Origin of the sequence: Ensifer sp. SSB1 (assembly GCF_016652895.1) — a bacterium.
Lineage (GTDB): Bacteria > Pseudomonadota > Alphaproteobacteria > Rhizobiales > Rhizobiaceae > Ensifer.
In genome coordinates this window covers 1-18,083 of the sequence record NZ_JAEPRP010000008.1, presented here as the reverse complement: position 1 = coordinate 18,083, position 18,083 = coordinate 1, and the positions used below count along the sequence as shown (strand labels likewise).

12 protein-coding genes are annotated in these 18,083 nt (G+C 63.2%); 4 read left to right on the top strand and 8 right to left on the bottom strand.

All coding sequences use genetic code 11. The features are described 5' to 3' along the window. The 3 genes from I8N66_RS03345 to I8N66_RS03335 all read right to left on the bottom strand — a co-directional run. Window positions 1-896: AraC family transcriptional regulator (locus tag I8N66_RS03345; protein WP_291149651.1), on the bottom strand; the 896-nt coding region annotated here is incomplete at its 3' end. 227 nt (window positions 897-1,123) lie between these two features. Then, window positions 1,124-2,032, bottom strand: coding sequence for an AraC family transcriptional regulator (locus I8N66_RS03340; protein ID WP_291149648.1), 909 nt, complete (start codon window positions 2,030-2,032; stop codon window positions 1,124-1,126). Between the two features lie 133 nt (window positions 2,033-2,165). Further along, window positions 2,166-3,056 carry a helix-turn-helix transcriptional regulator gene (locus I8N66_RS03335; protein WP_291149645.1) on the bottom strand — a complete coding sequence of 297 codons (891 nt, stop codon included), beginning with the start codon at window positions 3,054-3,056 and terminating at the stop codon, window positions 2,166-2,168. 606 nt (window positions 3,057-3,662) lie between these two features. Between I8N66_RS03335 and I8N66_RS03330 the strand changes: the two genes are divergently transcribed. After that, window positions 3,663-4,349, top strand: coding sequence for an alpha/beta hydrolase (locus tag I8N66_RS03330; protein WP_291149642.1), 687 nt, complete (start codon window positions 3,663-3,665; stop codon window positions 4,347-4,349). A 17-nt stretch (window positions 4,350-4,366) separates the two neighbouring features. Here the strand turns inward: I8N66_RS03330 and I8N66_RS03325 are convergent, their stop codons facing one another. Then, entirely contained in the window at window positions 4,367-6,655 is a 2,289-nt protein-coding gene (locus I8N66_RS03325; RefSeq protein WP_291149639.1) for a hypothetical protein, read from the bottom strand. 435 nt (window positions 6,656-7,090) lie between these two features. Here I8N66_RS03325 and katG point away from each other — a divergent pair, with 435 nt between their 5' ends. The 3 genes from katG (at window position 7,091) to I8N66_RS03310 (ending at window position 14,025) form a co-directional block, all read left to right on the top strand. Further along, on the top strand, window positions 7,091-9,298 hold the full coding sequence (gene katG, locus I8N66_RS03320; protein ID WP_291149637.1) for a catalase/peroxidase HPI: 2,208 nt from the start codon (window positions 7,091-7,093) through the stop codon (window positions 9,296-9,298). Window positions 9,299-9,708: 410 nt separating this feature from the next. Then, the gene (locus I8N66_RS03315) at window positions 9,709-10,821 is read left to right on the top strand and encodes an efflux RND transporter periplasmic adaptor subunit (protein WP_291149634.1); all 1,113 of its coding nucleotides are present in this window, start codon (window positions 9,709-9,711) and stop codon (window positions 10,819-10,821) included. A 3-nt stretch (window positions 10,822-10,824) separates the two neighbouring features. Continuing rightward, complete coding sequence (locus I8N66_RS03310) at window positions 10,825-14,025, top strand: multidrug efflux RND transporter permease subunit (protein ID WP_291149631.1); 3,201 nt, start codon at window positions 10,825-10,827, stop codon at window positions 14,023-14,025. 131 nt (window positions 14,026-14,156) lie between these two features. On the opposite strand, the gene I8N66_RS03305 is transcribed toward I8N66_RS03310, so the two are convergent. The 4 genes from I8N66_RS03305 to I8N66_RS03290 form a co-directional block, all read right to left on the bottom strand. Further along, complete coding sequence (locus I8N66_RS03305; protein WP_291149628.1) at window positions 14,157-15,674, bottom strand: FAD-dependent monooxygenase; 1,518 nt, start codon at window positions 15,672-15,674, stop codon at window positions 14,157-14,159. Window positions 15,675-15,789: 115 nt separating this feature from the next. Continuing rightward, window positions 15,790-16,518 (bottom strand): FadR/GntR family transcriptional regulator, encoded by a 729-nt coding sequence (locus I8N66_RS03300; RefSeq protein ID WP_291149625.1) that lies wholly within the window; start codon window positions 16,516-16,518, stop codon window positions 15,790-15,792. A 15-nt stretch (window positions 16,519-16,533) separates the two neighbouring features. Continuing rightward, the gene (gene yjfF / locus I8N66_RS03295; RefSeq protein ID WP_291149622.1) at window positions 16,534-17,502 is read right to left on the bottom strand and encodes a galactofuranose ABC transporter, permease protein YjfF; all 969 of its coding nucleotides are present in this window, start codon (window positions 17,500-17,502) and stop codon (window positions 16,534-16,536) included. Beyond that, on the bottom strand, window positions 17,499-18,083 hold a 585-nt coding region (locus I8N66_RS03290; protein WP_291149619.1), incomplete at its 5' end, for an ABC transporter permease. The genes yjfF and I8N66_RS03290, both read right to left, overlap by 4 nt.

Genomic DNA, 18,083 nt, shown 5'->3' with positions numbered 1-18,083 from the left:
CTGCGCCGCCACTGGCGGGGCGTCGCCCCCGCCGCCTGCGCGAAGGCCCGGGTAAAGTGGCTCTGGTCCGAAAAGCCGCAGACGACGGCAATTTCACTCAGGGATGTGGGAGAAAACTGCAGCAGGTCCTTGGCCTTTTCGATCCTCTGCTGCAGCAGCCAGCGGTAGGGCGTGCTGCCCATGGTCTCGCGAAAGGCACGCAGAAAAGCCGCCTGCGACAGATTGCATGTTTGGGCCAATTCCTCGACCGTGAGCTCGCCATCGAGCCGGGCTTGCACCAGATCGCGGATCTTTTCCTGGCAGCGCTGGGAGAGCCTGCGCCCCCCGGCCAAGCTGTCGCCGCGGCCATTGCCGTACTGCCGCACCATATGCACGCCGATCGCCACCGAGAGCTGGTCGACGAAGAGCGCGCTTCGATCCGTGTGACCGTCTACCGACGCAAACAGGGCGCCGAGCATGCCGCCGAGGACCGGATCGGGCGAGGCGGAAACGGACCGTAGCTCGCTGACGCCGGAAACATTTGCGGCGTCAGCGATGCGCTCCAGCGCACAGTGGCCGATTTCGAGCAAGGTGAAATCGAAGGACCCTTTGAGATCCGCCTTGTAATCGTCGGCAAAGTTCCTGACGTAGATCGCGTTTTGGCCGAACTCCTGGGTCGCAGTGTGATGCGCTCCGAAAACCCGGCGGCTATGACCGCCCACAAGCGACAGGCCGATCAGATAGCCACGCCCGTTGCCAGGCGTCGTCACCTGGCCCGGCGGTCCCGCTGTCGACCGCTTGCGATGGAAGACCACATCTCGGCCTTCGATCGTCCTGTTGTCATCGAGCAGGTCGAGCGAGCATCCGAGACTGTCGCGCGGTCGCGCTCCGGCTGAGGCAGAGGAAGCATTCGTCATCGTCTTCGCTCCTGTGTGTCGAGACTACCCGGCAACGCCTCCTGCCGTGACGATGAAAACGAAGGATGCGGATCGCCGTGCGCATGGGAAACGTGCACGCAATTCACTCTCGGATTCACCAGATCGTTTGCAGGAGCGGCCCTATGATTGCCCCGGCCGCCGCATCATTCTTGCACGTTTTTCATCTGTTTTGAAAATTTTGCACGAGGGCGCGCCCTCTTTCCACGCTATTGCGGAGGTCGATCCACAGCGACGATGACGGACCGGTTCTTTTTCCGGAAGCGCGCCGGCGTCTCGCCCGTCTGGCTGGTGAAAACCCGGGTCATGTGGCTCTGGTCGGCAAACCCGCAGTGGATAGCGATTTCAGCCAGGGGGGTGTCCTGAAGCAGACACTCCTTGACCCGCGCGATCCGATATTCGGACAGCCACCTGGACGGCGTGCGCCCGAAGCTTTCCTTGAAAGCCTTGTTGAAGTAGCTGCGCGAGAGCTCGCACTGGGCAGCGAGATCGCCGATCGAGAACGGTGTGTTGAAATGGGCGACCAGAAACTCCGTCGCCAGCCTCTCCTGCCATGGCGCCAGCGTACCCTTCTTGTCGACAGGGAAATGCAAGCCGCCATAGGCCTGGCTGAGGTGAGCCAGCGCGGCAAGATTGATCTGTTCGACGAACAGCAGATTGGCCCGGTCCGGCTCGTCGAGCGAGGGCAGCAGCGCCTGAGCGAGGCCGAACATCACCGGATCCACGCGTCCCTGCACGGGAGACAGCGACACATACTCACCGCGCCCGGCCCTTTCGGTGAAGCTCCGCATGGAAGCAAAGGGGATGTGGAAGCGGACATTGTCGAAGGGCGACAGATGGTGGCACTGCCATTGGTCGCGAAGATCGGTGATCGCAAGCGAGGCCTTGGGGTGCCCGCCCTCATAGACGAGTTCGCCGCGCCGCCACAGGCGGTGCGCCTCGAAGTCACGCATCTGGATGATGACGTTGAAGGCGTCGGCGACCGGGATCAGTGGCCCGGGCTCCAGATCGAAGCGATCCGAGAAGGTTCTCGTGACGGTGATGTCGCCGGCGCTGATCCGTTTGACGGTAGGACGCGGTGTGCCCTCGTCTGCGCTCAGTCCCTCTTGCAAGGCCATCGGTCAGGGTCTCCCGATTTCCAGCTCGGCCGCCCGCTTCAGCGGCCGGGCAGATGCTACAACGGTTGGCTGTCGCAATGAAGAGGCAAATCCAGCGATGCATTGCTGAGGGTCGAAGGTCAGCATAGCCCCCTCACTGCAGCCAGCGCGCGCGCCAGATGTCGGGCGTCACGCCGGTCACCTGGCGAAAGGCTTCAATGAACCGGGCCTCGTCGGCATAGCCGCAGCTGGTAGCGGTTTTGCTCAACGACCATCCCTCCTCTATCAGATAGCGCTTGGCGCGGGCGATCCGGTACCGCATCAGCCACTCTTCCGGCGTCTGCCCGGTCGCGGATGCAAAGGCCGCGGTAAAAACCTCCTCCGGCAGGTTCGCGGTCGCCGCCGCTGAGGCAAACGAAAAGTCCTTTGCCCAATGGTCGATCATGAAGTCCTTCACGGCCTTCTCCTGCCATACGGAGAGATCGGGGCCGCCGGACGCGTTGGCTCGATCCGGGTAGGAATGCAGAAGGTGCGCGCAGATGGCGACTGCGATGTGCTGTAACACGGCACCTGGTTCACTCTCGTTTTCGGCAAGAAGGGGCAACAGCGCCAAGGCGAGATTGTGCATGACGTCGTCGACCTCGCCGCGGCGGCACCGGAGACTGGTGGCGGCGGGCGCATGCGAAAACGTGGAAACTTCGCGAAACAAGGCCCGCGGCAAATGGAAAGCGAGTGAATCGAGATCGCTCACAAGCCGGATACTGGCACCCTCGACGAGGTCGACGAGGCAGACCGACCCCTGCCGGTAGCGGCGAATTTCACTTTCGCTTTCGCCCGGCACCACGTCGCTATGCATCACATCCTTGAAATAGAACATCAGGAAGTAGGCATCGTCGGCGGGCAGCGAAACGATGCGGCTCAATTCCCCCTTCAGCCGGCACTGCAGGCGCGTCACCGAAAACCGGGCGTCGCGGACGGGCCGCACCATGAGAAACGGCGCCTTGGGCTCGCCGAAATATGCTCCTATGCCATTTGCCTCTGTCATCGTCCGTCCACCCCCGCCTCCTGGCGATGGAGTTCACTCCTCGGGCGCCACCCGCCTCGAATCGACCCTTTGGCGTAGGCGCAGGGGACGATCTCGCAATTGCCGCTCATATCCGAGGAAACATGGGGTGTGCCGTCCCTAATTTCTTGTATCCTTTGCTCACATTTAGCCGCAAACGGCTCTGTTTTGACTAGCCCCCCCGCCGCGTGATCCGGCTGCGTTAAAGGGGCCGCGTCTCGGTAACGTAGCTTTCGAAGAAATCGGAGAACTTGGCAACCCTGAGCGGCCGCCTCCCAGCCGACGAGGATCTGCTTAAGCCCGTTGCCAGCGCGTCCTCGACGATAGAGCGGCAAAAGTGCGATGCCTTCGCCATTTTCAGCAAGCCTTGCGACGATCCTGGCGGCTGCGAAACAACGGAGCTTACGCGGCGGCGCGCCAGCTTTCGATGACCGCGCCGAAACCCCGTATATCGTTCCAATCGCTCATGCGCTATAATTGCAATAATTGAAATAATATAGTTAATATTACTGCTATTCAGTTTAGCTATGATTCCGCCGATCCTTTGATCGGAGAAGCGCGTGACGGGCTGGCAGAGATGGGGCAAGCGTGAATGCTGCCTCCGACGGCCCTTCGGTCTTCTCCTGTTACGGGAGCGACGGCATGACAATCTCATTTTCCAGCGAACAAAGAAAAGCGCCCAGGCCCGATGCGCCGATCGTCTTCGCCTTTCACAATCCTGCTCCGGGCGATCCGATCGGCGCGCTGATCGCCACCGCGCTGCCAGATGCACGGGTGTTTTCCTTCAACAGATGCGCAGCCAATGCCGATGCGGCGCCCCCTCCCCCGATCGGCGACGCCTTGGGCGATATGGACGCATTCGCTGCTGCCATCGAAGACCTGGCGAAAGATGTCGGTGAAGTACGGCGTCTCTACCCGGACAGCGCCGCCTACGGTATCGGCTACTCTTCAGGGGCGACTGTTCTCGCTGGGCTTCTGGTCAAGCATCCCGATCTGTTCGACCGGGCGGCCCTGCTGCATCCCCTCGTTTCCTGGGTGCCATCCGGCAACGCCGAACTTGAGGGCAAACCGATCCTGGTCGCCGGCAGCCAAAATGATCCGAGCCGCCCCTTGGCGCTCACGGAGCGCTTGGTCGACTATCTGGCAGGGCAGAAGGCAGATGTCCGAGCGCTCTACAATCGTGGCAGGCATGAAGTCGGACGCGAGGAAATGATGGCGCTGCGGGAACTCCTTCAACATCCCGCGGGCAGAAGTGATGCGGACCGCATCGACTGAGGCGGCCCGCGATCGATTTACTGTGCGGTCGCTTCGAGATCGACCTTCTCGAGCAGAAGCGCCGGGTTCTCGGCAGCTCCCATCAGTTCGAGCGCACCGACACCCGCCTCATCCTTGGCCTTGACCTTCAGCGTGAAAGTGCCGGGCTTGCTGATGAACTGGGTGAACGCCGTTGCGGCGTCCTGCAGCTTCGGCTGGGTGGCGGCAAAATGCTGCACGCCGGCGCTGGTCATCAACACGAGCAGGCCGCGAACGCTGTCCTCGGTCATGTGGTTGTCCTCGGCATAAAGCTTGATGCCCTTGGCCATGATGCCCTTGTCCTCGAGCTTGAGCGTGACTTCGCGGGCAGTAAGACCGAACATCGCGATCTGCGCGGCATTCAGGTCGCCGGAGAAGAAGTCTTTCGAAGCGCCGCCCATGACGCCGGAGAAGGAGAGGCTGCCCAGGTCCTTGCCATCCAGCGAAATCTGCTTGATGACGAAGTTCTCGTTGGGCTCATCCCACGACAGTTCGACGTTGGACGAGAAGACCAGCTTGTCGAGGCCGATCTTGCGCAGCGTCTTGAAGCCCTCCTCCTGCGTGTCCGCAGGGATCGGAACGCTGAGATCGCGGTAGCTGACGCGGACATCCGTCGGAATGCCGTTGCGCGGCTTCGTCAGCGCGATTTCATAGGTGTCGAGCGTGAAACGAACGCGTTCCGGAACGGACGGGACTGCCGACTGCTCTACGGGCGCCTGGGCCATCGGGTCTTCCGCCACTTCACCAGCGATCTCCGCGTCGCTCGCGGCTTCGCCGTCGGTGGCTTCATCCGCCGACTGCTCTGCGGGCGCCTCGGCCGTCGAGTCTTCTGCCGGATCGCCGGGGACCGCCGCGTCGCTGGCGGCTTCGCCGTCTGTCGTCTGATCCGGCACCTGCTCGGCTTCGGGCGCCTGTTCGGCGCTGGCCGACGGATCGACCTCGGTTTCGGTCGCGCTGTCGTCCTCGATGGCTTCGCTGTCCGTCACGGCTGCCGGGTCGCTGCCGGGCATGTCCACGTCGAGCCCGGCGATCCGGATCGTCCCGAATTCCGGCATCAGCGTCGTGTAGGGGAAGGTTTCGAACTCCTCCTCCTTCAGTCCCGCAAGCTTCGTCAGTGCTTCCATGGTCGGAGCCCAGGAGAAACCCTTGATGCTGGCTTCGGCAAACTTGAAGTAGTCGATCCCCTCGCCCGCAGTGACACCGTTCATCGTGCCATCGAAACTGCGGCCGTTGAGCTGGAACGCCATCTTGTCGACGGCGAGCTTCACGAGCTTGCCTTCGGTGTTTGCCTGTTCCGGCACTTCCATCTTCAGGCCGAGCAGCTCCATGTCGCCCTTTGCCAGCATGTCGACCAGCGAAAGGATGCGCTTGAAGAATACCTGGCGTTCCGCCGGCGGCAGGGCTTCCGGGTCGTTGACCGCCTGGAGCTTCTCGAGCGTTTCGAGAAGCGGCTCGGTCGGCATGCGGACGCTGAGACCGCTGCTGCGCACTTCGTCATAACCGAATCGCGACTTGCTGTCGGAGAAGGCAAGGTTCTTTACCGAGATCGGGCCGTAGAGCAGCTTCGGCTCCTTGTCCTCGGGACCGGACTTCTGCGTATAGATGCGGGCCATGTAGGCCACATCGAAGCTCTCACCGGTGACGGCGCCCATGGTGCCGTCCATCTTTTCCCGCTTCGTTGCCCCTTCGCCATCAGGAAGATCCATGGCAAAGGCGAACGTGGCGCCGCTCGCCGAATAGCGCGCGACGCGGCCGCTGGCGATATCCTCGAGCCGGACATCCTTGTAGACCGTCTTCTGCTCGGCGCCTGCAACGTTCTGAACGATGGCGACTTCCGGCGCGGAGACCTGCTTTGCCGCGAAGCGCTCGATGCGCTTCAGCAGGTCAGCCTTTTCCCCGCTTGCCGTCAGGCCCGCTGCGAAAAAGTCGGGATCTTCCAGCGTTGCCGCCGGCACGGAAAGCTTGGCGGCCTTGAGGTCGAGCTCCAGGCCCTTCACGTCGAGCTTGCCGCTCAGCGAGAAAATCTTCGGACGGCCGTCGATTGCCGCGATACGCGCGCTGACGCCATCGGCGAAGGGGAGCGTCACGTCACGCAAATGAACCCGTCCGAGGAAATCCGCTTCGACGGAGCCGGCCTTGCCGCCGCGATCAGCAATGAATCTGTCGACCGTCCTTTCGAGCATGAACTTGCCGCCGACGACGCCGGCGGCTGCGATCGCGATCACCGCGACAGCAGCCCAAAGCGCTTTGCGACGGCCCTTGCCGGCCCCAATTTCTGTCTCAGCCACGATGTCTGTCCTTTCACCACGCGAAAAATGGAAAGCGTTGAGTCGTTGCGGTGTGACTAACGATTGGCGCTTTCTTCCGCAAGTTTGGCGGGAGTGCAGTGCACCAATATTCTTGTATGGGCTGCAATCGGCGAAGCGCTCGCGCGTCATCAAAGATCCATGGAGGACTGCGAGCATGCGCCCGTTGCCCGCCGTTCATTAGCCATAGGATTGCCTTATCGTCACCATCAGGAAATCCAACTTAAATTAATGAAACCACTTTGATAGAGTCGCCGCGCAATGAGGGAGACGCAGCCAGTGGCGAGACCGCTTCGCGGAACGACAACCACAGACGGCACAAAGAATGCCGCTAGCCGGGCCCGGCACACCGTTGGCCCGCACGGCCTGCCTTTCCTCTGATCAGCACAATTCACGTCATCGTAAAGGGAGATAGAAATGGACGCGAAAGCCGACAAAACGGGCAAATGTCCCGTCATGCACGGAGCTCAGACGAGCGCTCAATCCGCCGGCACCTCGAACCGGGACTGGTGGCCGAACCAGCTAAACCTGAAAATCCTGCACCAGAGTTCCTCCCTTTCCGATCCGATGGGCGAAGCCTTCAACTACGCCGAGGAATTCAGGAAGCTCGACCTGCCGGCGGTGAAGAAGGACCTCTTCGCGCTGATGACCGATTCGCAGGATTGGTGGCCGGCCGACTTCGGTCACTATGGCCCGTTGTTCATCCGCATGGCCTGGCACAGTGCCGGCACCTACCGCACCGGTGACGGCCGTGGCGGCGCCGGTGCCGGACAGCAGCGCTTTGCGCCGCTCAACAGCTGGCCCGACAACGCCAACCTCGACAAGGCGCGCCGCCTGCTCTGGCCGATCAAGCAGAAATACGGCAACAGCATCTCCTGGGCCGACCTGATGATCCTCGCCGGCAACTGCGCACTCGAATCCATGGGCTTCAAGACTTTCGGCTTCGCCGGCGGCCGCCCCGACGTGTGGGAGCCGGAAGAGGACATCTACTGGGGCACGGAAAAGACCTGGCTCGACGACAAGCGCTATTCCGGCGATCGCGACCTCGAAAACCCGCTCGCTGCCGTGCAGATGGGCCTGATCTACGTCAATCCGGAAGGCCCGAACGGCAACCCGGACCCGCTCGCTGCGGCCCGGGACATCCGCGAAACCTTCGCGCGCATGGCCATGAACGACGAGGAAACCGTGGCGCTGATCGCCGGCGGCCATACCTTCGGCAAGACCCACGGCGCCGGTGATGCGGCCAATGTCGGTCGCGAGCCGGAAGGCGCCGGCATCGAGGAACAGGGCCTCGGCTGGGCAAGCACCTACGGCAGCGGCCGTGGCGGCGACACCATCACTAGCGGTCTCGAAGTCACCTGGACGACGACGCCGACCAAGTGGAGCAACAACTTCTTCTGGAACCTCTTCGGCTACGAATGGGAACTGACGAAGAGCCCGGCGGGCGCACACCAGTGGACGCCGAAACACGGCATGGGCGCCGGCACGGTCCCGGACGCGCATGACAAGTCGAAGCGCCACGCGCCGTCGATGCTGACGACCGACCTGGCGCTGCGCGTCGATCCGGCCTACGAGAAGGTCGCAAGACACTTCTACGAGAACCCGGATGCCTTCGCGGACGCCTTCGCCCGCGCCTGGTACAAGCTGACCCACCGCGACATGGGTCCGCGCGCCCGCTATCTCGGCCCGGAAGTCCCGGCCGAAGAGCTGATCTGGCAGGATCCGATTCCGGCCGTCGATCATGCGCTCGTCGACGCCAAGGATATCGCCGACCTCAAGGCCAAGATCCTCGCTTCGGGCCTTTCGGTCTCCGAACTCGTTTCGACAGCCTGGGCATCCGCCTCGACCTTCCGCGGCTCGGACAAGCGCGGCGGCGCCAACGGTGCCCGCATCCGCCTTGCTCCGCAGAAGGACTGGCAGGTCAACCAGCCGGCGCAACTGGCAAAGGTTCTGGAGGTTCTCGAAGGCATCCAGCGTGGCTTCAACGACGCCCAGTCCGGCGGCAAGAAAGTGTCGCTCGCCGACCTGATCGTGCTCGGCGGCGCCGCTGCCATCGAGAAGGCTGCAAAGGCTGCCGGCCATGACATCGACGTCGCCTTTGCGCCGGGTCGCGCAGATGCCACGCAGGAGCAGACCGATGTCGACTCCTTCGCGGTCCTCGAGCCGATCGCCGATGGCTTTCGCAACTACCAGCGCACCCAGTATGCGGTTTCGCCGGAAGAGCTGCTGATCGACAAGGCCCAGCTGCTGACGCTGACCGCACCGGAGATGACCGTTCTCGTCGGGGGCCTGCGGGCTCTTGGCGCGAACCACGATCAGGCCAAGCACGGCGTCTTCACCGATCGTGCCGGAACGCTCAGCAACGACTTCTTCGTCAACCTGCTCGACATGGGCACGGCCTGGACGGCTACGTCGGATGCGAAGGACGTCTTCGAAGGCCGAGACCGCAAGACTGGTGACGTCAAGTGGACGGCCACCCGCGTCGATCTCGTCTTCGGTTCGAACTCGCAGCTCCGGGCCATCGCCGAAGTCTACGGCCAGGCGGATGCCAAGCAGAAGTTCGTGCGTGACTTCGTGGCCGCCTGGAACAAGGTGATGAACGCAGACCGCTTCGACCTGGTCTGACCGGTCTGAGCGCAATACCGACCGCAGGTCCCGGCGCAAGGCCGGGACCTGTTCGGCAGGAATCTCGCAGATTTTCCCACCTAAGGTTGCAGTCCCACCGATCGACGGCGACCACCCACCACACGTTAAACGATCGCAGTCAAGCAGGATATTCAACCGAAACCCGATCATTCCGGGATGTCGAGCCCGTTTTGCGTTGAGGGGCACAGGCCGCGCAAATCATTGCTTTTGTGACAAGTTCTCTTTGACGCCTTCCTTCGCCCGCATATTCGCTGTCTTCGCAAGCTCGCGCTTAAATCAACCAGTAATTGCGTGACTTGGCGCGGAGAACATGTTCTGATTTCAATGCAATGAGGACTGCCAAGGCGACTTAAGTTATCTCCAGCTGTTTCGTTCAGGGGGAACGTTGCATGCGTCGTTCGAGAATTCTTGCCCTTTCACTTTCATCTGCATTGCTTGTCACCGTCGCGGTTTCCACGCAAACGGCGTTTGCCCAGCAGGCACCGGCCGTCGTCGTGGCACCGGCTGCAATCATGGATCTGCGCGAGAGCGTGGATCTGACCGGCAAGGTTACGGCCATCCAGAAGGTCGACATTCGCGCCCGCGTCTCGGGCTTCCTCCAGGCGGTCAACTTCACCGAAGGGCAAAAGGTGACGGCCGGGACGGAGCTCTACCAGGTCGAAGACGGCGCCTATCGCGCTGCCGTGCAGGAGATCGAAGGGCAGATCGAGGCGGCCGAAGCCGCCAAGGAACTCGCGATCCTCGAGCGCGCTCGCGCCGAACAGTTGCTCACCACCAAGACCATCTCCCAGGCCAAGGTCGACGAGGCCCATGCCGAAGTCAGGAAAGCCGAGGGCGACCTGATACGGCTCAAGGGCAGCAAGGACAACGCCGACCTCAACCTCTCCTACACGAAGATCATGGCCCCGTTCGACGGCATCGTCGGCTTGACGGCGGCCGACGTCGGTGCGCTCGTCGGTCCGGACAGCGGACCGCTGGTAACGCTGACCCGGCTCGATCCGATCTATGTCCAATTTCCCGTGGCGACGGCGCTCTACCTCACCTATCGCGAGCGCGTGCTGAAGGGCGAGATCAGCGGCGGCGCCAATGTCGGGCTTGGGCTCCCGAACGGCACCGAATACAAGCAGAAAGGCACGATCAACTTCGTCGCCAGTAATGTCTCGCAAGGCACGGACACGGTGATCGTGCGCGCCGAATTCCCCAACCCGGACAGCATTCTTCTCGATGGCGCGCTGGTGCGCATCGTGCTTGAGCAATCCGACAAGCAGGACGTGCTCGCCGTGCCGCAGCAGGCGATCCAGCGCGACCAGCAGGGCGCCTTCGTGCTGGTGGTCGACTCGAGTTCCAAGGTGGAGCTTCGCCGTGTCGATGTCGCGCGCAACACGCGCGGCCAGGCTGTCATCAGCAAGGGCCTGAAGGAAGGCGAGAACGTCATTACCGAGGGGGCGGGCAAGGTCCGGCCGGGCATCACGGTCGATGCGGCCACGGCAGCAGGTGGCTAAGCGATGATTTCAGAGATCTTCATCGATCGCCCGCGCTTCGCCACGGTCATCTCCATCGTGCTGACGCTGGCGGGCCTGCTTGCGCTCACCCGTCTGCCGATCGCGCAGTTTCCCGACATCGTGCCGCCGCAGGTCAGCGTCACGGCAAGTTATCCCGGCGCTGGCGCCGACGTGGTGGAAACCACCGTCGCCCAGCCGATCGAGAGCAAGGTCGTCGGCGTCGATGACATGCTCTACATGAAATCGACCAGCGGCGCCGATGGCTCCTATACGCTGACCGTCACCTTTGCGGTCGGCACCGACCCTGATATCGCCACCGTCAACGTACAGAACCGCGTGTCGCTTGCCGAAGCCGGCCTGCCGGCAGAAGTCAAGCAGAGCGGCGTCAGCGTGCGCAAGAAGTCCTCGGCGCTGATGCAGGTGATCACCATCTTTGCGGCGGACGAGAAGCAGAACTTCGATTCACTGTTTCTGTCCAACTACGCCACGATCAACGTGCTCGATACCGTCAAGCGTGTGCCCGGCGTCGGTGACGCCCAGCTTTTCGGCGCTCAAGACTATTCCATGCGCGTCGTGCTCGACATCGACCGCATGACCAGCCTGGACCTGACGCCGACCGACGTGATCAACGCGCTGAAAGCGCAGAACGTGCAGGCGGCCATCGGCCGCATCGGCGCCCAGCCGATGACCGACGACCCGCTGTTCCAGCTGAACCTTCAGACGCAAGGCCGCCTCACCGATCCCAAACAGTTCGAGGATGTGGTGCTGCGCGCAAAGCCCGACGGGTCCTATGTGCGCATCCGCGACGTCGCACGTGTCGAGCTCGGGGCTGCCAGCTCCGATTCCAATGCGCGGATCAACGGCAAGCCAGTCGCCATGATCGGCACCTATCAGGCCCCGGGCGCCAATGCGCTTGCCGCCGCCAGGGGCGTGCAGGAGGCGATGGAACGATTGTCGAAATCCTTCCCGCCGGGACTCACCTATTCGGTCTCCTACGACACGGCGCAGTTCGTCGAAGCGAGCGTCGACAACGTCGAGGAAACACTGCTCGAGGCCTTTGTCCTCGTCATCATCATCGTCTTCCTGTTCCTCGGTAACTGGCGGGCAACGCTGATCCCTCTTGTCGCAGTTCCTGTCGCGCTGATCGGCACCTTCGCAGTGCTTCTCGCCATGGGTTTCTCGCTCAACACCGTGTCGCTGCTTGCCCTGGTTCTGGCGATCGGTATCGTCGTCGACGACGCGATCGTGGTGGTCGAAAACGTCGAGCGGGTAATGGAGGAGAACCCCGGCCTCTCGGCGGCCGAGGCTGCCCGGCGCGCCATGGGTGAAATCACCGGCGCCATCGTCGCGATCACGCTGGTGCTGCTCTCGGTCTTCGTTCCGGTCGCCTTCATCCCGGGCTTGAGCGGCCAACTGTTTCAACAGTTCGCCGTCGCCGTGTCGGTGTCGATGGTGATCTCGGCGATCAACGCGCTGACGCTGAGCCCGGCGCTCTGCGCGGTGCTTTTGAAGCCGCACCACGGGCCGAAGCGCGGCGTTCTTGGCTATATCTCGCGTACCATCGACAAAGGACGCGACGGCTATGCCTTTGTCGCCGGGCACATAGCCCGCCGGGCGATCATCGGCCTCGTGTTGCTCGCGGCCGCCTTCGTCGCCACGGGCCTGCTCTTCAAGGTCGTGCCGACCGGCTTCCTGCCGGCGGAAGACCAGGGCGCCTTCTTCACCGAAATCCGCCTGCCCGAGGGCGCCTCCTACAACCGCACCGATGCGGTGGTAAAGCAGGTGGAGACGATGCTTGGCGGCATCGAGGGTGTCGCCAACGTGATCACGGTCACCGGCTATTCCTTCCTGGACGGCCTCTCGAAATCGAACTCCGCTTTTGCCATCGTCACCATGAAGCCCTTCGCCGAGCGCCTCACGGCATCCTCCGGAGTCGAGGCCGCGATCCGCACGACCATGGCCAAGGGCCAGACGATCCGTGGCGCGCAGATCTTCGCGTTCAACCTGCCGCCGATCATGGGCCTCGGCACCGGGTCCGGCTTCGAATACCAGCTGCTCGACCTGCAGGGTCGATCGGTTGCCGATCTCGCAGCCACGGCAGGCGGGCTGATCATAGCCGCCAACCAGAACCCGGCACTTGGCCCAACCTTCACCACCTATTCGGCCAGCTCGCCGCAGCTCTATCTCAACATCGACCGAGATCGCCTGCAGTCGCTCGGAGTTTCGGTCAGCGACCTGTTCACCACGTTGCAGGGCACGCTCGGCAGCTACTACGTCAACGACTTCAACCTCTTCGGCCGCACCTGGAAGGTGACGATGCAGGCGGCGCAGGCGGACCGCAATGCTGTCGACGACATCCAGCGTCTGCATGTGCGCAACGCCAATGGCGACATGGTGCCGGTCGCCTCGGTCGCCAAGGTCGACTACATCGTCGGTCCGCAGTCGATCGTCCGCTACAACAACTACCGCTCGATCACGTTGAACGGCCAGCCGTCCGCCGGTCATTCCTCAGGCGAAGCGCTCGCCGCCATGGAGGCGCTGTCGGCTTCGACCTTGCCGCCCGGCTACAGCTACGAATGGACGGGAACCGCGTTGCAGGAACTGGAAGCGGCTGGCAAGACGACCGCCATCCTGGCGATGGCGGTGCTCTTTGCCTACCTCTTCCTCGTCGCACTCTATGAAAGCTGGACGATTCCCGTGCCGGTGCTGCTGTCGGTCGCCTTCGGCGTTTCCGGCGCGCTGCTTTCGGTGCTCGTCGCCGGTCTTTCCTTCGACATCTACGCCCAGATCGGCCTCGTCGTGCTGATCGCGCTTGCCTCGAAGAACGCAATCCTGATCGTCGAGTTCGCCAAAGCCCACCGCGAAGCCGGAGCGTCGATCGTCGATGCGGCGATCGAAGGCGCCCGCGCCCGTTTCCGCGCAGTGATGATGACGAGCTTCGCCTTCATCGTCGGGCTGGTGCCGCTGGTGGTCGCCAGAGGCGCCGGCGAACTCAGCCGCCGCGCGGTCGGCACCGGCGTTGCCGGCGGCATGCTCGCCGCAGCACTTGTCGGCATCTTCGTCATCCCGGCACTCTATGTCGTCTTCCAATGGCTGCGCGAGCGCGGCCACAGGCTCGCCGGCATTTCCAGGCACCCGGCAGAGAGACCGCCTGAAGCCGGCGCGACAGGGGACGAGGGCCCGACGCCGACCAGCCACAGCTAGGTCCGGCGACCCTATCCATGCGAACAAGACGGGGCCGGCCTGGCCCCATCTTTGTTTCGTCAATTCCGTCATTTGACGCCTGCCAAATCCCGACGAACTAACGGCGGAATGTCCTGTGGCGAGGACGAGCGTCAGGGCCGAGTGATCCCCACTTCCGACAGATAGGCCTCGAAAGCATCCGCTGCGTGCTCTGAGGCGGCCAGCGCCACATAGGTATCCGGCCGCAGGAGATAGGCCGCATCCATGACCAGGCCCGCGATCGCGTGCGCCTCGGTCCAGGGGAAGATATGAAGCGGCACATGGCGTGTCGCGCACCATTGTTTCAAATCGCCGGACGCCGCTCCATAGACGTGAACCTGCCAGCTGATGGCGGCAAGCGGCGCGTAGTTGTCGAGACCGTTCGCCGGGATCCAGGGCAGCCGGTCTCCACCCTCCACCCAGCCGGCATTGCTGCGGCTCAAAGGCCCACCGCGATAGTTCAACTGGGTTTGCGAGAGCATCCGGAACAGAAGTTCGCGGACGCGGCCGATACGGTAGGCGAAACTTGCGAGAGCCGGAGCGATCTCGACACGCAGGAAATCCGCGATGCGGCCCTCGGCCGTCACGAAGGTAAACAACCGATCGGTCGTCTCTACGAGCTGGCGCGCGAAACCAATGCGTTCGCCTTCATAGCTGTCGAGGAGCGTGTCGGATGCTTGATCCTTCAAGACCGCAGCGAGCTTCCAGGCGAGATTGATCGCATCGCCGATGCCGGTATTCATGCCCTGGCCGCCGACCGGACTGTGCACATGGGCAGCGTCGCCGACCAGGAAAACGCGCCCCCGGCGAAAGCGGTCGGCTACACGATGGTGGACACGATAGGTGGAAAACCAGTTGACCCGATCGATGGTGAGTTTCAGGCTCTCGATGGCGCGGTGGCTGACATCTTGAAAGGTAAGCGCGGCCGCGTCCTCCCGTTCGTCGCGCACGAGGCCGATCAGCCGTCCCCGTCCCTCGGCATAGGCGAGCAGGGCAACGAAGTCGCTGCTTTCGAGCGACAGATGCACCTCGCCATTGGCCGCAGGCCCGCTCGCCTCGACATCGGCGACGTAGAAGGTCTGCTGATAGGTCCCGCCCTCGAACCCGATCGCGAGCTTGTGGCGGACCGGCGAGCGGGCGCCATCACATCCCGCGAGGTATCGCGCCGTTGAAATCTCCTCGCTGCCGTCAGGCAAACGGAGACGCGCCGTGATCCGGTCGCCGGCGTCCTCGAAGTCGACCAGTTCGGTCTGGCGCTCGACCGTGACGCCGATCGCTTCCAGCCGCTCCGCCAACAGGCGCTCGTGATGATCCTGCGGATAAACAAGGACAAACGGATAGGGTGTCAGCTTCGCACCGGTCGGGTTGAAGGATATCCGTGCCTTGGCCTTGCCTTTCGCCCAGAGATTGACCGACGGGTTGCGGTGTCCGGCCTCGATCACGGCCGTCGCCAGATCGAGTTGGCGATAGAGCTCAAGTGTGCGGGCATGCACCACCATCGCCCGTGACGTTGGGCCGGGACCGGCGTTCTTGTCGATGATGCGGACCTTTGCCCCCTGGGCGGTCAGCCAGAGAGCAAGCACCAGCCCGGTCGGCCCTGCGCCGACAATCAGCACATCCTGTCCCGTCACCCGAGTTCTCCGGCTGCCCTGTCCCGGCATCTTTTCGTGCCGGTGGCTGCAGCCTACGCGCAGACGGCGGGAAAACAAAGCCGCATAGCGGCTCGCGGCGCGCACACCTGTACGGTCAGTCGCGCGCTCTCATATTTGCGATCAGCTGCTGCTGTCCCACACGGATCACGTGCTCCATCGCGCTTCGGGCGCCTTCTTCATTGCGCAGCCGAATTTCCTCGACAATGCGGATATGCGCGACGGCGACGCGATCGATCTCGGCGCCGTCGGTGGCCGCGTTGCTCAAGCGGAAAACGCCGATCAGCGCCGCCTCGATCAGGCTGCCGACGGTCTGCATGAACGGGTTGAGCGAAGCCTCGAGCAGCCGAAGGTGGAATTCAAGATCGGCGCGCGCCAGCGTCTGCGCGCTGTGCCCCGCATCGCCCATGGCGACCGCCAGCCGCATCATCTGGGAGATATCGGCGTCCGTGGCGCGCCGCGCCGCCAGGCCGGCCGCATAGGGTTCCAGCGCCAGGCGAACCTCGCTGACATGGCTGAGGAACTCCTCGTCGACGCCGGCCCGGAAATGCCAGGAAAGCACGTCACCATCGAACAGGTTCCAGTTCGCCCGCGGCATGACGCGCGTACCGATGCGAGCGCGAGCGACGACGAGGCCCTTGGCGGCTAGTGTCTTCATCGCCTCGCGCAGGACGGTGCGGGAAACGTTGAAGCGCGCAGCCAACTCCGCATCGCCGGGCAGGATATCCCCGACGGCGAACTCCCCTCCGACGACCGCCTGGCCGAGTTCCTCGACCACGAGCCGGTGGCTCGTGCGTTTGCGCGGCTGATGGAGGGATGACCACATCGCGCAACCCCTGCCTCACGCCCGCTGCTGGCGCTGGCGCGAAACGAAGATGATGCCTTTCTGAAGCAGGATGAACGCAAAGAGCAGAAGGCCGATCAGGATCTTCGTCCACCAGCTCGACAGCGATCCGTCGAAGGTGATGTAGGTCTGGATCAACCCTTGAATGAGGATGCCCACCAGCGTGCCGGCGACGAAACCCGAACCGCCGGTCAGAAGCGTGCCGCCGATGACGACGGCGGTGATCGCGTCCAGTTCGACGCCGACCGCGGCAAGCGAGTAGCCGGCCGAGGTGTAGAGCGAAAAGACGATGCCGGACAATCCCGCAAGCAGGCCCGAAAAGGCGTAGATACGGATCGTCGTCGCGGCGACCGGAACGCCCATCAACCGGGCCGTCGCCGTGCCCCCGCCGAGCGCATAGACATTGGTCCCGAAGCGCGTACGGTGCGCGATGAGGATGCCGATCGCGAAGACGAGCAGCATCAGCCCGCCGATCAGCGTGATGCGGCCGCCACCCGGCAGCTTGAAATAGAGCCCCTTCAGCGTCGCGTAGAAGGGATGCTTGATCGGAATGCTGTCGATCGACAGTACGAAGGCCATGCCGCGCGCGAGGAACATGCCGGCCAGCGTGACGATAAAGGCGGGCATTTCCAGATAGTGGATGATCGCCCCCATCGCTGCGCCGAAGAGCGTCGCGATCGCCAGAACCATGACAAAGGCGATGAGCGGGTGGATGCTCGTGTGTTCCAGCACCACGGCGAGAAACACGCCGGTAAAGGCGATGACCGAGCCGATCGAAAGATCGATACCGCCGGAGATGATGACGAAGGTCATCCCGACCGCCGCAATACCGAGAAAGGCGTTGTCCGTCAGAAGATTGCCGATGACACGTGTCGACAGCATGTTCGGATATTGCGCCACGCAGAGCGCGTAGCCGAGCAGGAAGATCACAAGCGTCGCCGTGAGTGGAAGATATTTGGGCTTCATTTTGCGGCTCGCTCGCTTGGGTTTCTCGCGCCGCGCGCCGGCACGAGGAAGGCAAAGGCGGTGCGGAACCGCGGCGACTGAAGCACCAAGATGAAGACGATGATCGCAGCCTTGATGATCAGGTTGAACTCCGGCGGGAAGCCGGAGAGAAGAATGCCGGTGTTGATCGCCTGGATGATGATGGCGCCGAGCACAGATGCGGCGATGCTGAAGCGGCCGCCAAGCAGCGACGTGCCGCCGACGACGACCGCGAGAATGGCGTCGAGCTCCAGCCACAGACCGGCATTGTTGGCATCCGCACCGCGGATATCGGCGGCGGCGATGATGCCGGTGATGGCGGCGCAGAGCCCGGAAACGACATAGGCGGCGATCAGGAGTACCGGCGTCAGCACGCCGGACAGCGTGCTCGCCTTGCGATTGACGCCGATCGCCTCGATCAGCATGCCGAGCGCGGTGCACCGGACGAGCACCGCGATCAATATGCCGAAGACCAGCCAGATCACCACCGGCGTCGGCAGGCCGGCAAAGGAACCGCTGCCGATGAAGATGAGGCCGGGGTCGTTGAAGGTCAGGATTGCGCC

Excerpts from the sequence above, each read along its gene's own strand:
- I8N66_RS03340 (WP_291149648.1), bottom strand. The coding sequence starts at position 2,032 with ATGGCCTTGCAAGAGGGACTGAGCGCAGACGAGGGCACACCGCGTCCT.
- I8N66_RS03335 (WP_291149645.1), bottom strand. The coding sequence starts at position 3,056 with ATGACAGAGGCAAATGGCATAGGAGCATATTTCGGCGAGCCCAAGGCG.
- katG (WP_291149637.1), top strand. The coding sequence starts at position 7,091 with ATGGACGCGAAAGCCGACAAAACGGGCAAATGTCCCGTCATGCACGGA.
- I8N66_RS03315 (WP_291149634.1), top strand. The coding sequence starts at position 9,709 with ATGCGTCGTTCGAGAATTCTTGCCCTTTCACTTTCATCTGCATTGCTT.
- I8N66_RS03310 (WP_291149631.1), top strand. The coding sequence starts at position 10,825 with ATGATTTCAGAGATCTTCATCGATCGCCCGCGCTTCGCCACGGTCATC.
- I8N66_RS03300 (WP_291149625.1), bottom strand. The coding sequence starts at position 16,518 with ATGTGGTCATCCCTCCATCAGCCGCGCAAACGCACGAGCCACCGGCTC.
- yjfF (WP_291149622.1), bottom strand. The coding sequence starts at position 17,502 with ATGAAGCCCAAATATCTTCCACTCACGGCGACGCTTGTGATCTTCCTG.